This window comes from Halomicrobium zhouii (assembly GCF_900114435.1).
GTDB lineage: Archaea > Halobacteriota > Halobacteria > Halobacteriales > Haloarculaceae > Halomicrobium > Halomicrobium zhouii.
The window spans coordinates 51,716-65,276 of the sequence record NZ_FOZK01000001.1 but is presented as its reverse complement, the minus strand read 5'-3'; the positions used below and the strand labels follow the sequence as shown (position 1 = coordinate 65,276).

Sequence of the window (13,561 nt, the reverse complement as noted above, 5' to 3'; positions counted from 1 at the left end):
CGGCGGTTTCTATCCTTTCAGGCCGCTGCCGGTGAGGGCGACGACCACGTCGTCGGAGTCGTCGAGAATACCGTCCTCGCGGAACCGCGAGAGCGCCGCCGTCGCCGTGGCCGAGGTGGGTTCGACGTGGAAGCCCGCTTCGGCCAGCCTGTCCCGTTCGGCCGCGGTCACCGCGGCGTCGACGGCCGCGACCGCGCCGTCGGTCCCCTCGATGGCCTGCCGGATCTGGTCGGCCCTGGCCGGCTCCCGGATCTGGATGCCGGCCGCCTCGTCGTTGGTCGGTTCCTCAGAGCCACCCGTCACATCTGCCGTCTCGAACGGGGCGTAGCCGGTCGCCTGCGCGCCCAGCAGTCGCGGCACGTCGTCGGTCCAGCCGGCGCGTTCGAGCGCCCGGAAGCCGCGGTACGCGCCCAGGAAGAGCGTTCCGTGGCCCAGCGGCGTGACGACGGCGTCGGGGACCGTCCACTCCCGCTGGGCGGCCAGTTCCAGCGCCCACGTCGCGGTGCCCGCGAAGAACGCCGGGTTCCAGGCGTGGCTGGCGTACCAGGCGCCGCCCTCGCTCGCCGGCGGACTGGATTCGACCGCCGCGATACAGGCGTCGGTGACGTCTGCCCGGGATCCTTCGACCCGGACGACGTCGGCCCCGGTGCGTTCGATGGCCCGGAGCTTACCCGCTTTGGCGTCCGCCGGGACGTAGATCTCCGCGTCGATGCCGGCCCTGGCGGCGTATGTCGCGATAGCGAGGCCGGCGTTACCCGAGGAGTCCTCAACGACGCGGTCGACGCCCAGCGCCAGCGCCTGGGAGACGGTCGTCGCCGCGCCCCTGTCTTTGAAACTCCCCGTCGGGAACAGGTACTCCAGTTTGAACTGGGCGTCCCAGGAGGGGGCGTCCACCAGCGGCGTCCACCCCTCGCCGAGTGTGACGCGCCGCTCGACGGGGAGGAACGCGTCGAACGTCCAGAGGCCGCGACCCCGGTCGAGGGAGAGCGGGTCCGGCGCGCCGGCGTCGGGCACCGACCGGTCCGCGTAGTCGAGCGCGTGGCCGCAGTCACATCGCCAGGGGCCGTCGGCCGGGTACTCGGCGCCGCAGTCGTCACAGCGGTAGCTGGCTTCGCTCACGGGCGGTGCTCACCAGTCGGTGTCGACGCCGGGTTGGTCGCCCGGTGGGGCATCGGGTAGGGAGTTGCACCGACGACGACCACGGTCAGAACAGCGAGACGGCACCGGCGACGATGGAAGAACCGATCATCAGGAGGACGAAGATGATGGCGATGACCTGCTGCTTGTCCATGTCGGGCATTTGGAGGCGACCAAGGTATGTGTTACGACCGTTCCCGCCGTCGCTCCGTCAGCGACCGTCGACGCCGCCGAAGCTCCCGATCGCCACCCCAGGCCGAGACGGCCACCGTCTGTTCACCAGCCGCGACATTTCTACGATCATATGCAGTAGATAAAACAAGTCAGAACGGTGCTAGATATTTATCACCAGCTGTTGTGAACGATTCGTCCCGGGTACGAACCCATGTACACACGACGCGAGCTACTTCGGTCCTCTGCAGCGGGGACCGTCATCGGCGCAGGCGTACTGGCGAGCAGTTCGAACGCGACGGCCGACGGGGCCTCGTTCGGCGACGGCGTCAACCTCCAGCCGTCGTACTTCTGCGACGGGGACCAGGATCTGGGCTGGGACCTGCTGACCGACTACCCGGACATCGAGACTGTCCGGATCGAGATCGAGCCGTTCTCCTTCGGCGAGGTGGCCACGACGGTCGAGGACGCAAAGCGGTGGATCGACGAGGCCGGCCAGAACGGCCTGAACGTGATCGCGACGTATCACCACTACCCTGACAACGGGTCGCCCGAGGCCTCGGCGCTCCAGAACGCGGCTGAGTTCTGGGTCGAACATTACGAGACCCTCTCGGCCGACACCGATATCACGGTCAACATGATGAACGAGTGGGGGAACCACGACGTCACCGCAGACGAGTACGCGTCGGCGTACGACGACGCGATCAGCACGGTCCGGGACGGGACGAGCTACTCGGGGCCGATCGTCTGTGACGCCCCGGGCTGGGGCCAGGGGACCTACCGGCTGGCCGACGCCGTCGAAGGGATCGACGACGAGAACCTGATCCTCTCCGCCCACGTCTATCCCTCGGCCTGGAACGCGACGACGGGCCAGAATCTGGTTCCCGCGGACCTCGACGTCATGGACGAGACGGGCTACCCCTGCATGATCGGCGAGTTCGGCAACTACGCCGACAGTACCGGCGCCGACTGGTCGGCGATAATCGACTACGCGAAGCAACTCGGCTGGCCGGTGATCGGCTGGGCCTGGAACGGCGACGGCTCCGACGACCCGATGAACATGGCTGACCCCTACTGGGGCGACGACTGTTCGGCGGATACGTACACCGAGAGCGACTACTTCGGCGTCGTCTACGACAAGCTCGGCGACGGCGGCGGGACGGAGACGCCCGATACCGAAACGCCGGAGACGGACACACCAGACACCGAGACGCCAGAGACGGACACACCAGAGACGGACACACCAGAGACGGACACACCAGAGACGGACACACCAGAGACCGACACGCCGGAGACGGAGGCGCCCGACACGGAAACGCCCGGGACGGAGACGCCGCCCCAGACGGAGGTGCCGCCGTCAGGTGACCTCGTCGCCTCCATCGATCCGGGAGCGACGTCCGGGTCGGTCGGCGACCTGATGCAGTTCTGGATCAGCGACGAGACGGGCAACAGCACCTGGATCACCGATCTCCAGTGGAAACTGGGCAACGGGTCGACGGGCAGGGGCTGGTACACCGACGAGCGCTACGACTCGGCGGGCACCTACACCGTCACCCTCACCGCCACCGACAACGAGGGCACCACGAGCACGGACACGGTGGACGTGACCATCTCGTAGGGCGACCCCGCCGACTCTCTCCGACTTCGCCCACCGGCCACGTACTTTGCCGTCAGTCCACGTGGGCGTCCACGACGACGTGGGCGACCCCTTCGCTGTAGCTCTTGACCTCGCGCGTCTCCAATACCTCGACCTCGCGGTCGACCGTTGCGGCGGCGTCCCGCAGTCGCTCGATGGGGCGGTCGAACACCAGGTCGTTCGGCGTCGCCTCGTGGACGTGAATCGTTCCGCCGGGCGCGAGCGCGGTTAGCGCCGCGTCGAGGTACTCGTAGCCGCTGTCTCCGTCTGGCTCCGTCGCGTCGTAGTAGCCCATGACGACGCGGTCGGCCGGGGCCTCGTTCGCGAACTCTTCGACGACGTCGCGGCAATCCGCTCGATAGGGGTGGACGCGGTCGCCCACGTCGTTGAGCATCGCGTTCTCGACCAGGTAGCGAAAGGAGTCGGGGTTGCGCTCGACGGCGGTGACCTCGGCGCCGGCCCGCGCCATCGGGAGCGTGAAGTAGCCGACGCCGGCGAACATGTCCAGGACGCGCTCGTCCTCGCTGCTCGCGTGTCGCTCACTCCGTTCGCTCCCGCTCGCCCGTTCGGTGCGCTCTGTCCCCTCGCGCACCACGTCCCCCATCCGCGTACGCTCCGCCTGGTTCCCCGGCGAGAACATGACTTCGGCCAGGTCCAGCGCGTAGGCGGTGCCGTGCTCGTGGTGAATCGTCTCCGTGTCGCCGGTGCCGGCGACAACCTCGACTGCGGGTTCCCGGTGCTCGCCGGTGATCGGGCCCCGCGACAGCACGGTGTCGGCCTCGCCGTGGAGCGAAAGCAGCGCCTCACCGACCTCGTTGGGTCGTGGGGCGTCGCCGAGTTCGACCAGGACGACGCTGCCGACTACGGCCCAGGAACCCGGCGCCAGGTCGAGTTCGTCGTCGGTCCACCCCATCTCGCGGAGGTAGTCTTCGAGGGTTCGCAGGCGCGGCTCGCCCACCTGGCGGACTATCTCCAGGTAGTCGACGCTTTCTGGGGGCTCGGTGACGGGAATCGCGACGGCGTCGTCGGTCCACTCGCGGACGTGGCGGTCGTCGTCGTAGACGCCCTCGGATTCCAGTGCGTCGATGACGCGCTGGGAGCGGGACTTGGGGACGACCGCCGCGAGGTCCTGGTCGGCGGAATCTGCCATCTAGGTGTCCGCAGGACGCCGCCGGGTGAAACAGTTTCGCGTCGTCACTCCCGTTCCGTCACTGGCTCGGACTCGCCGCTGACGTGGCGACTCGACCGGTCGCCGGTCGCCGGGTCGCCGACGGACGTCTCCTCCGTCGCGAGCAGGTCGTCCAGCCGGCGTTCGAACTCTTCCTGACCGATATCGCCGGCGGCGTAGCGGTCGCGGAGTCGCTGGACCGGGTCGTCGCTGTCGGCCTCGGCCTGGTCCGCCCGAGCTACGGCGTCGCCGAGGTCCGGGACGGGGACGGCGTCGGGTAGCGGCCACAGAACGAGGGCGGCGACCGGCGTCGCCAGTAACCAGCCCACTATCAACGTCTCGAGGATCGACTCGGCGGGCAGGCCGTTGACGACCTGCAAGAGGGCGACGACGCCGGTCGAAAGTGCGAGCAGGATGGGGACGAGCGCCAGACACTTCTCGGCGACGCCGAGGGGCGACAGCAGTCGGTGGTCGAACTGGAGGGCGGGCATGCGGTGGAGGTGTATCCCCACCGATAAAAAGTGCGGGGGACGGGCGTCTCAGGACTCGTCGGACGTCTCGGGCAGCACGTGCAACCCGGCCCGGCTCTTGAGCACCGGCACCTCGTCGGCGTCGGGGTCCATGTAGTCCGGTCGCGCGATGGTCGTGGCCTCGTAGGTCTCGGGGTCGAGCACCTGGACCGCGCGCTCGTCCTCGACGGCGACCAGGACGGTCGACTCGGCGTCTTCGCGGGTCCCCAGCCGGCGGGCCTCGGGCTCGTCGCCGACCTCGAAGCTGGCCTCGTAGTGTTCGCCCGTGGTCAGCCGTCTCCCTTTCAGGTTGCCCTGGTTCGAACTCACGAGCACCGGTCCGTCGCCGTCGTCGGGGTCGATGATCTCGCCGGGGCGGTACTTCGGCAGGCGGACGGCGTAGCTCACCCGGTACACCTCGTTGCCGTCCTCGTCCTCGGTGATCAGCCGCTCCGAGTCCGAGAAGCTCCCGCCGAGTTCGTCGACGATCCGGCGGGAGACCTTCATCCCGATCTTGTTGGTCGAGACCTTGATGTTCGGCCCCTCCGAGCCCTCGTTGATCTCCGTGACGAAAGCGTCCCGGTCCCCGGTCGCTTCCATCTCCTCGACGACCTCGTGGGCGATCTCCTTGGCCCGGTCGACCTCCTCGCTGTCGGGCGTCCGGTCGACCGCGCGGACCTGAACGATGGAGGCGAAGGAGCCACCGGCGATCTTCCCACAGCGGGTGCAGGTCTGGCGGGCGATCTTGACCGGGACCTCCACCTGCTCGGTGACGGGCGTGTCGCGGATGACGCCCGAGAACTCCGCGTGCATCCGGATGTTGTTCTGGTCCAGCTGCTCCGGCGCGACCTGCCAGGCCACGCTCTCGGCGTCGACGTGGATGCCCAGCGCCTCGCTGACCTCCTCGATGGCGACGTCGGTGTAGTCCTCCGCGCCGATGTCGACCCACCGGTTCCCCCGGTGGACCGCGCCGCACTGCGCGCACACCCTGACCTCGATGGACTCCGGCGCGTCCACGAGGTCGAACTCGTCGAAGTAGCAGGCGTCACAGAGCGGGCTGGTCGAGTGCTGTGGCTCGCCCGGTCTCGATTCCAGCGCCTCGTCCGGAATCTCGTCTCCGCACCGCGGACAGAACGCGCCCGACCGACTCATTGGACAGTCATAGCTGCCAGGACTGTTTAAGGCGTGCGTTCCGTGTCGCCCCGCCGCGCGCTGTGACTAGACCCCGAACGGCCGGCAGTGACGCCGCGGTCAGTCCGACGGCTCCGGGACGGCGTCGAGGTACTTCTCGTCGACGACCCACTCGCCGTCCTCCTCGACCATGTACTCGCCGTAGTAGGGGACGCGGTTCGCCACGGTCTCGCGGAACGTCTCTCGAATCTCCTCGGTCGTCATCTCGCCCATCGATCGCAGGTCGTCCGTGCGGTTGAGACAGCCCTTCAGCTTCCCGTCGTGGGTGACCCGGACGCGGTGGCAGTTGGCGCAGAAGTCCTCGTTGCCGACGGGGTCGACGACCTCGACCATCCCGGCCGTCTCGTCGTCCAGTTCGCCGCCATCGTCGGCCGGGCCGTCGCCGCTTCCGCCACCGATCCAGTAGCGCCGGCGACCGTGCATCTCGCGGGTCTCGACGCGGTCGGCCCGCTCGGCGAGCCACTCGTGGACGTCGTCGACGTCGACGGCCCACTCGGGGTTGCCGGTCAGTTCGGGCATGTACTGGAGCAACTGGAGGCGCAGGCCCGGCCGGTCGGCGACGAAGTCGACCATCTCCGGGACCTGCGCGGCGGTCTCGCGCAGCAACACCATGTTGAGTTTGACGGGGTCGAGGCCCGCGTCGAGGGCGGCCTCGACCCCTTCCAGCACGCGGTCGAAGGCGCCCGACTGGGTCACCGCGGCGAACTGCTCGGGGTCCAGCGCGTCGAGCGAGACGTTGACCCGCTCCAGCCCGGCGTCGACCAGTTCGGGGGCTCGGCCGGGCAGGAACGTGCCGTTGGTCGTCATCGAGACCTCCATCCCGTCGGGGACCCGGCGGACGATCTCCGCCAGGTCCTCGCGGAGCATCGGCTCGCCGCCGGTGAACTTCACGGCGTCGACGTCGAACTCGCGGGCGACGTCCAGGAACCGGACTACGTCGTCGGCCGTCATCTCGTGGTCGCGGGGGGCCATCGGGCCGCGGGTGTCGCCCAGCCCCTCGTTGTGGCAGTAGACGCAGTCGAAGTTACACCGGTCGGTCAGCGAGACGCGGACGCCCGACACCTCGCGGTCGAACGCGTCAACGAGCACGGCGGATCACTCCGGACGAACCGGAATCGCACGGGCCGACAGTCGCGGACCTGGCCCGTCGTTCGCGGGGAAACTGGGTGTTCATTGGATTCGAGCGCCGATAGCGTTGGATGTGAACGACTACCACCGCTGCGGGGAAAACAGTTGGGTCTGGCGCGAAAATAGCGGGACGACGCGATGTTCGGCTCCTGCCGCCAGTCCGTCTTCGCGGAACCGGACGGCGCGGTTCCAACAGCTTCTTTCTGCGGTGGGTCGAAGCCCCGGCTATGAACCACGAGCAGTCGCGCGACCTGTACGACCGCGCCCTGTCGGTCATGCCGGGCGGCGTCAACTCGGCGGTCCGGGCCGCCATCGAGCCGTACCCCTTCTTCGTCGAACGCGGGGACGGCGGCCACGTAATCGACGCCGACGGGAACCGGTACGTCGACTGGGTGATGGGGCTCGGACCACTACTGTACGGTCACGACCTCCCGCAGCCGGTCGAGGCCGCCATCCAGTCCCACGCGAGCGAGGGGCCGATGTACGGAACGCCGACTGAGGTCGAGGTCGAACACGCCGAGTTCGTCACGCGACACGTCCCGAGCGTCGAGATGATCCGCTTCGTCAACTCCGGGACCGAGGCGACCGTCTCCGCCTGCCGGCTCGCCCGTGCCGCGACCGGTCGCGACAAGATCGTCGTCATGCAGGGCGGCTACCACGGCGCCCAGGAGTCGACGCTCGTCGAGGGGGACGGCGACGCCGTCCACCCGTCGAGCCCGGGCATCCCGCAGGCGTTCGCCGAGCAAACGCTCACGCTGCCGTTCAACGACAAGGAGGCGGCTCAGACACTGTTCGAGGAACACGGCGACGATATCGCGGCCGTCCTGACGGAGCCGATCCTCGCGAACTACGGTATCGTCCACCCCGTCGAGGGGTATCACGAGACGCTCCGCGACCTGTGCGACGACTACGGTTCCCTGCTCGTCTTCGACGAAGTCATCACGGGCTTCCGCGTCGGCGGTCTCCAGTGCGCCCAGGGGAAGTTCGGCATCGAACCCGACCTGACCACGTTCGGCAAACTCATCGGCGGCGGCTTCCCGGTCGGTGCGATCGGTGGACGGGCCGAACTCGTCGAACAGTTCACGCCCGCCGGCGACGTCTTCCAGGCCGGGACCTTCTCCGGCCACCCGGTGACCATGGCCGCCGGTCTCGAATCCCTCCGCTACGCCGCCGAGAACGACGTGCACGACCACATCAACGACCTCGGCGACCGGATCCGCGAGGGGCTCACCGACATCGTCGCCGACCAGGCACCCGAGTACACTGTCGCAGGCACCGACGGGATCTTCAAGGTCCTCTTCTCCAGGACGGCGCCGGAGACGTTCGACGGCCACTGCGAAGCCGGCTGTCGCCAGCGGACCGACTGCCCGCGGTTCGACCACTGCCCGAAGAACGCCGCGGACGTCAAGGCGGGCGAGACAGACCGCTGGCGTCGCGTCTTCTGGCCGAAGATGAAGGACCAGGGCATCTTCCTCGCACAGAACCAGTTCGAGGCCCAGTTCGTCACCTACGCCCACACCCGGGAAGACGTCGAGGAGACTCTGGAAGCGTACAAGGAAGCGCTATAGACCGTTAGTCCTGGCCGCCATCGCCACCCTCACCGCCGCTACTCTCGTCAACACCACGCCCTTCGTCAGCCCCCGCTCGTTCTCCGACGGCCCCGTGCCCACCGCTCACGCCGGGCCGTCCGCCGCCACTGCTCGCGAACAGCCGCCGGACGAATCCTATCGACCGCCGCCAGCCGGCCACGATGCCCACGCCGAAGGCGCCAAGCGGGATCAGCGCGAGCCCGATGGGGATGACGTAGCCGAAGAAGACGATGACGTACTTCAGGGCCGTCAGGCCGCCGTAGAACGCCTCGAGGAACGCGTCGGTGAAGCCGAAGGCGGACTCGTAGTTCCTCGGTGGCTTCTCGCTCTCGGGTTCGTGCATGTCGACGCGGATGGTCGACATCGACTCGCGTTGCTGGAGGGACTGTTGCTGGCTGCGCAGGTTCCGGATGTCGCCGCGGACCTGGCGGAGGTCCTCGCGGACCCGTTCGGCCTCGTCGACGTCGTCGGTCTCGTTCAGGAGCCGTTCGAGTTCACGTTCTTCCGCTTCGAGCTGTCGGATCCGCTCCGCGCGGTCGTCGTACTCGCTCGTGAAGTCCTTCACGCGGACGTCCTCACGCTCGACGTGGCCCAGCGCGGCGATGGCGTCCCGCGCGCTGGCGAAGCGTTCGGGCGGGACGCGAACGGTGACGGTTCCGCGGTCCCACTCGCCCTGGCTGTCCTGCGAGCGGTCGCCGACGTAGCCGTCGTTGTCCGCGGCGATGGCCCGGAGTCGGTGGAAGGCGCGGCTAAAGTTGTCGACGCGCAACGCCATGTCGGACTCCCTGACGACGACGCGGTCGCCGTCGTCGGTGTAGTAGCTCCCGACGCCGTTCCCGCCACTACCGTCGAAGCTCGCGTCCAGTTCCGCGCTGCCACCGTCCCCGCCCGCCTGCGGTGCGCTGGCCGCGTCTCCGCCGCCGCCCATCCCCGCACAGCCGGCGAGGACGACGAGGGCGGCCGTCAGGAGGAGGGCGATCTGCCGTCGGTCTGGCCTGATCTGGATCATCGGTCTGGTCTACCTGGTAAAGGCACGGTACCATGCATCAAACGCCCGGTGGGTGAAACCGCCGTTTGACCGACGGACGCCCCCTCACTCGGCGGTTTCGACGTCTCGCTTTCGCCCGCTGCTCACCGCGGCGCCAAACCTATTTTATGCCGGCCTCGGTAGCGCCGATATGGTCCCCTGGAAACTCCTCAAGTACGCCGCGCTCGCTGTCGGTGTGTTCGTGCTGGTCAGCGCCGCCGTCTCCATCGTCGGCACCGTCGTCGGCATCGCCGCGAGCATCCTCGTCGCCATCGTCGCGATGCTCGCCGTCGCGGGCCTCACCTACGCCCTCGTGAAAGGGCTCCTCTGGTGGCGAGGAACGAACAGCGAGTCGTCCCGTTCGACCGTCACCGGGAGCGACGACGCCGATCGGGTCGACCGGCTGACGGAACAGTACGTCGACGGCCAGCTCAGCGAGTCACAGCTCGAACAGCGACTGGAGTCCGAACTCGACGGCTCGGGGTCGGACGACGTCGACCGCGAACTGGAGCGCCTGCGGTCGTCCTGACGCTATCGCCCGCGAGCGAACACGTCAGGCGGTACCCTTTCGAGCGGGGCGGGCCAACCCCCGCGTATGCCGGACGACGACGACATCTCCCTGTCGGAAAAGCGAGTGTACGAGGCCCGCCGAGAGGCGACGCGGGCCTACGTTGCCAGCGGCGTCGGCGTCGCCCACTTCGACGCCTCGGACGACCAGATCGGTCGGTTCGGCCTCGACCGCCAGTGCGTCGCTCGCGACGTCGCGGGCGCCGACGACCGGTTACTCGTCGCCACGGACGAGGACGTGCTCGTGGGCAGCGAAGACGGGTTCGAGTCGACGGGGTTCGGCCCGGCGGTCGCGGTCGGCGTCGGCGAGGTGTTGCTGGCGGCCGGTCCCGACGGCCGCGTCGCCCGACTGACCGACGGCGCGTGGGAGACGGTCGGCCAGGTCGACGACGTCCGTGCGATAGACGGCGATCTGGTCGCCGCGGCAGAGGGGGTCTACCAGGCCGAACGCGCGGACGGCCTGGACCTCTCACACGACGGCCTGGAGGACGTTCGAGACGTCGCTGCTGCCGGGCCGCTCGTCGCGACCGATTCTGGGCTCTCCGCCGGCGACGGCGATGGTGGCTGGGACCGTGTACTGGAGGGGCGAGCCACGGTGGTCGCCAGCGACGGCGAGCACGCCCACGCCGTGGTAGACGGGACGCTCTTCGAACGCGTCGACGGCACGTGGCGCGACGCCGACGCCCCCGCCGGAACCGTGGTCGGCGTGGCCTACGACCGGGGCACCTTCGCCGTCACTGACGACGGCCGCGTCCTGCTCGACCCCGAGACCGCCAAGGACGGCTCGCCAGGGTGGCGTACCAGGTCGCTGGGCCTCACCGACGTTGTCGGTGTCGCGATTCCGTGATCTGAACCAACTCTTCCGATGCGACGCGTGATGGTCGATGCAGGTGAGCTACGTATCGATTGGTGGGTTACGGGATTGTCGCTCTTCGCACGAAGTCAAACAACTCGAAAGCCCTCGGCGCGCTCGTCGCGGGCTGCGCGGGATATCCTCGCTCCTCCGTCGCTCGGATAGGGCCCGTCTCAGCCCACGCGACCGCGTCTCGCCCTTTCATTCCGCCAGGTCCAGCCTCGCTCGCGCGATGAAACGCGCTCACGGGTCGCTTCGCTCCCCGTTCGCTCGTTCGGAGGCCCCTCCCTCCGGTCGGCGCCTCCCTGCGCTCGCGATTGGAACCGCCACCCCTCCCCGGATTCGCGCCGTCCGGCGCGAATCACGCGTCCTGACCGCCCCGCAACCGCCCGGCCGGGAGCGAGTGGGCGAGCGGTGGGCGGTCCGAGCGCAGCGAGGACCGGCGGATGGGCGAGCGGGAGCGAAGCGACACGCGAGCCGCGAGGCCCTCGCGACCAGGGCAAGGGCAGGGCTGCGGTAGCGGGCCTGGCGGAATGAAAGGGCGAGCGCCGCGCGGGCTTTCCGGGTGTTAGCGGTCTCGTTTCTTCCATCGAGATCGCGACGAACCAACTAGTCAGTACACAGACCAGAGTCAACGACCACGACCCAAATTGAAACTCCCGGCCCACCACCTCCCAGAATCGAAAAGCGGTTTAGGGCAGCGGGCAAGCCTCGACACATGATTATTCCCGGGTCAGCGACGCAGGCGTTCGCGGCGGCGCTGGCCGACGCCACCGGCGAGCCCCTCGTTCGCGCCGAGTACGAGCGCTTTCCCGACGGCGAGGTGATGGCGAGCGTGCCCGGCGAGCTATCGGGGCGCGCGGTGGTCGTCGCCTCCACCGTCTCCACGGACGCCCACCTCGAACTCCTCCAGCTACAGGACGCCGCGCGCGAGGCGGGCGCCGACGAGGTGGTCACGGTCCTGCCGTACATGGGCTACGCGCGTCAGGACGAGGCGTTCAAGTCCGGCCAGCCGGTCTCCTCCCGGGCGGTGGCGCGGGCCATCTCCACCGGAACCGACCGGGTGCTCACGGTCAATCCGCACGAGGAGGCTGTCTGCGACTTTTTCGACGTCCCCGCGGAGCCGGTCGACGCCGCCGGACGGCTGGCCGAGCCCTTGCCCGAGGACCTGGCCGACCCGCTCTTCCTCTCGCCCGACGAGGGCGCCGTCGACATCGCCCAGGCGGTTCGCGACGCCTACGGCGACGGCGAGACTGACTACTTCGAGAAAGAGCGGGACTACGACACCGGCGAGGTCGAGATTACGCCGAGCGACGCCGACGTGGGCGAGCGGGACGTCGTGCTCACCGACGACATCATCGCGACGGGGTCGACGATGAGCGAGGCCGTCGCGGTGCTGAACGACCGCGGTGCGGGCCGGGTGTTCGTCTCCTGCGTCCACCCGATGCTGGCGAGCAACGCGCTGACGAAACTCCAGACCGCCGGCGTCGAGCGCGTCTACGGCACCGACACCATCGAGCGCGCGGTGAGCGCCGTCAGCGCCGCGCCCGCGGTGGCCGACGAACTGTAACCCTCTCCTGCGTGTGACTCCGGGGAACGCTGTAACCGGGCGACAGCCATATTGCCCGTCCTTTGCTAACTGGTACCGATGGACGAACAGGAGATCGTCGACCGGGCGGAGGTGCTCGAGGACCCCGGCAACCTGTTTCCGAACGGTGACGTCGACGAACCGCGCTGGGTGGCCGAGGACCCCGAGACGGGCTCTCGCGGGATCGGCCAGTTCGAACTGGAGGCGCGCGTGAACCTCGTCCACGCCGTCGCCGCCCACCGCGAGGACCCGGAGACCGACGTGGGCTACGTGAGCGTCGGCCGGGACCGCACCTACGAGATGCGCTGGCGGAACGACGAACGGCTCGCGGACCGGGTTCGCGACGCCCTGGGACTGTAGCGGTAGTGGCTCGCTGTCAAGTGATTGCCGCCGGTCACCACTTCGTCAGCCCAGCGCGGCCGCGGTCGTCGGAGAAGACACCGAGGAAGGCGGCGACGTGGGTGCAGTCCGCAGCGGCGGCCGGCACCCCGTTGGGTTTATTTCGACCGGCGATGCAGTAGTTGTATGATCGACCGGGACCGATTCTGGGCGTCGGTGGACGACGCCCTCGCCGCTATCGGCTTCCTGTTCGTCCTGGTCCCGGTGCTTGGCGTGGTGACGCGGTTCGTCGATCCGCCGGGTTCCAGCGAGTGGGTGGCCCTGGTCCTGCTGTCGGCGGCCGCCGGCGCGGTGTATCGGGAACGGGACCACGACATCGGCGACCTCGGGAGTTTCGTTCTCGCGGCGACTGTCGTTTTCGTCCCGGTCGTGTTGCTCGTGACCGGGCTTTATCTCATCGCCGGGCTGGTGATTCGGAGTGGCGTCGACGGGACCATCGGCCTCGGCGGTGCGTACGTCGTCGTCGTCCTCGGTGGATCGTACGCCGTCGCGTACTGGTACGCCTACCGCGGCGGTCGCGAGCGCGTCCGGGGCGGAGCGAGCGAGCACTCCGCCGAATCGGCGTGACCGGAACCGACCGACTGGTCCGCCCTCGCTA

13 protein-coding genes are annotated in these 13,561 nt (G+C 68.8%); 7 read left to right on the top strand and 6 right to left on the bottom strand.

The features are described from left to right. Positions 1-9: 9 nt before the first annotated feature. Positions 10-1,119 (bottom strand): pyridoxal-phosphate dependent enzyme, encoded by a 1,110-nt coding sequence (locus tag BM337_RS00345; protein ID WP_089812796.1) that lies wholly within the window; start codon positions 1,117-1,119, stop codon positions 10-12. Between the two features lie 403 nt (positions 1,120-1,522). Between BM337_RS00345 and BM337_RS00340 the strand changes: the two genes are divergently transcribed. Continuing rightward, positions 1,523-2,926, top strand: coding sequence for a cellulase family glycosylhydrolase (locus BM337_RS00340; protein ID WP_089812794.1), 1,404 nt, complete (start codon positions 1,523-1,525; stop codon positions 2,924-2,926). Positions 2,927-2,978: 52 nt separating this feature from the next. Here BM337_RS00340 and BM337_RS00335 read toward each other — a convergent pair whose 3' ends face one another. The 4 genes from BM337_RS00335 to moaA all read right to left on the bottom strand — a co-directional run bounded on the left by BM337_RS00335 (position 2,979) and on the right by moaA (position 6,901). Further along, positions 2,979-4,094, bottom strand: a complete 1,116-nt coding sequence (locus tag BM337_RS00335; protein WP_089812792.1) for a class I SAM-dependent methyltransferase — start codon at positions 4,092-4,094, stop codon at positions 2,979-2,981. A 44-nt stretch (positions 4,095-4,138) separates the two neighbouring features. Then, entirely contained in the window at positions 4,139-4,603 is a 465-nt protein-coding gene (locus tag BM337_RS00330; RefSeq protein ID WP_089812791.1) for an SHOCT domain-containing protein, read from the bottom strand. 48 nt (positions 4,604-4,651) lie between these two features. Then, positions 4,652-5,773: a 60S ribosomal export protein NMD3 gene (locus tag BM337_RS00325; RefSeq protein ID WP_089812789.1), complete on the bottom strand. Its 1,122-nt coding sequence runs from the start codon at positions 5,771-5,773 to the stop codon at positions 4,652-4,654. Between the two features lie 99 nt (positions 5,774-5,872). Beyond that, on the bottom strand, positions 5,873-6,901 hold the full coding sequence (gene moaA, locus BM337_RS00320) for a GTP 3',8-cyclase MoaA (RefSeq protein WP_089812787.1): 1,029 nt from the start codon (positions 6,899-6,901) through the stop codon (positions 5,873-5,875). A 266-nt stretch (positions 6,902-7,167) separates the two neighbouring features. Here moaA and hemL point away from each other — a divergent pair, with 266 nt between their 5' ends. After that, a complete protein-coding gene (gene hemL / locus BM337_RS00315) occupies positions 7,168-8,508 on the top strand; it encodes a glutamate-1-semialdehyde 2,1-aminomutase (protein ID WP_089812785.1) in 1,341 nt (446 codons plus the stop codon). A gap of 4 nt (positions 8,509-8,512) precedes the next feature. On the opposite strand, the gene BM337_RS00310 is transcribed toward hemL, so the two are convergent. Further along, positions 8,513-9,538 carry a DUF4349 domain-containing protein gene (locus tag BM337_RS00310; protein WP_089812784.1) on the bottom strand — a complete coding sequence of 342 codons (1,026 nt, stop codon included), beginning with the start codon at positions 9,536-9,538 and terminating at the stop codon, positions 8,513-8,515. Between the two features lie 169 nt (positions 9,539-9,707). On the opposite strand from BM337_RS00310, the gene BM337_RS00305 reads away from it, so the two are divergent. From BM337_RS00305 to BM337_RS00285, 5 genes are all read left to right on the top strand, one after another. Further along, complete coding sequence (locus tag BM337_RS00305) at positions 9,708-10,085, top strand: hypothetical protein (RefSeq protein WP_089812782.1); 378 nt, start codon at positions 9,708-9,710, stop codon at positions 10,083-10,085. A gap of 66 nt (positions 10,086-10,151) precedes the next feature. Further along, complete coding sequence (locus BM337_RS00300) at positions 10,152-10,970, top strand: HVO_0234 family beta-propeller protein (RefSeq protein WP_089812780.1); 819 nt, start codon at positions 10,152-10,154, stop codon at positions 10,968-10,970. A gap of 724 nt (positions 10,971-11,694) precedes the next feature. Further along, the gene (locus BM337_RS00295; RefSeq protein ID WP_089812778.1) at positions 11,695-12,546 is read left to right on the top strand and encodes a ribose-phosphate diphosphokinase; all 852 of its coding nucleotides are present in this window, start codon (positions 11,695-11,697) and stop codon (positions 12,544-12,546) included. A gap of 78 nt (positions 12,547-12,624) precedes the next feature. After that, a complete protein-coding gene (locus tag BM337_RS00290; RefSeq protein ID WP_089812777.1) occupies positions 12,625-12,924 on the top strand; it encodes a hypothetical protein in 300 nt (99 codons plus the stop codon). A gap of 165 nt (positions 12,925-13,089) precedes the next feature. After that, positions 13,090-13,530, top strand: a complete 441-nt coding sequence (locus BM337_RS00285) for a hypothetical protein (RefSeq protein WP_089812775.1) — start codon at positions 13,090-13,092, stop codon at positions 13,528-13,530. Positions 13,531-13,561 lie beyond the last annotated feature (31 nt).

Coding starts and splice junctions, on each gene's coding strand:
- BM337_RS00335 (WP_089812792.1), bottom strand. CDS start 4,094: ATGGCAGATTCCGCCGACCAGGACCTCGCGGCGGTCGTCCCCAAGTCC.
- BM337_RS00300 (WP_089812780.1), top strand. CDS start 10,152: ATGCCGGACGACGACGACATCTCCCTGTCGGAAAAGCGAGTGTACGAG.
- BM337_RS00310 (WP_089812784.1), bottom strand. CDS start 9,538: ATGATCCAGATCAGGCCAGACCGACGGCAGATCGCCCTCCTCCTGACG.
- BM337_RS00285 (WP_089812775.1), top strand. CDS start 13,090: ATGATCGACCGGGACCGATTCTGGGCGTCGGTGGACGACGCCCTCGCC.
- BM337_RS00295 (WP_089812778.1), top strand. CDS start 11,695: ATGATTATTCCCGGGTCAGCGACGCAGGCGTTCGCGGCGGCGCTGGCC.
- BM337_RS00325 (WP_089812789.1), bottom strand. CDS start 5,773: ATGAGTCGGTCGGGCGCGTTCTGTCCGCGGTGCGGAGACGAGATTCCG.
- hemL (WP_089812785.1), top strand. CDS start 7,168: ATGAACCACGAGCAGTCGCGCGACCTGTACGACCGCGCCCTGTCGGTC.
- BM337_RS00330 (WP_089812791.1), bottom strand. CDS start 4,603: ATGCCCGCCCTCCAGTTCGACCACCGACTGCTGTCGCCCCTCGGCGTC.
- BM337_RS00305 (WP_089812782.1), top strand. CDS start 9,708: ATGGTCCCCTGGAAACTCCTCAAGTACGCCGCGCTCGCTGTCGGTGTG.
- BM337_RS00340 (WP_089812794.1), top strand. CDS start 1,523: ATGTACACACGACGCGAGCTACTTCGGTCCTCTGCAGCGGGGACCGTC.
- BM337_RS00290 (WP_089812777.1), top strand. CDS start 12,625: ATGGACGAACAGGAGATCGTCGACCGGGCGGAGGTGCTCGAGGACCCC.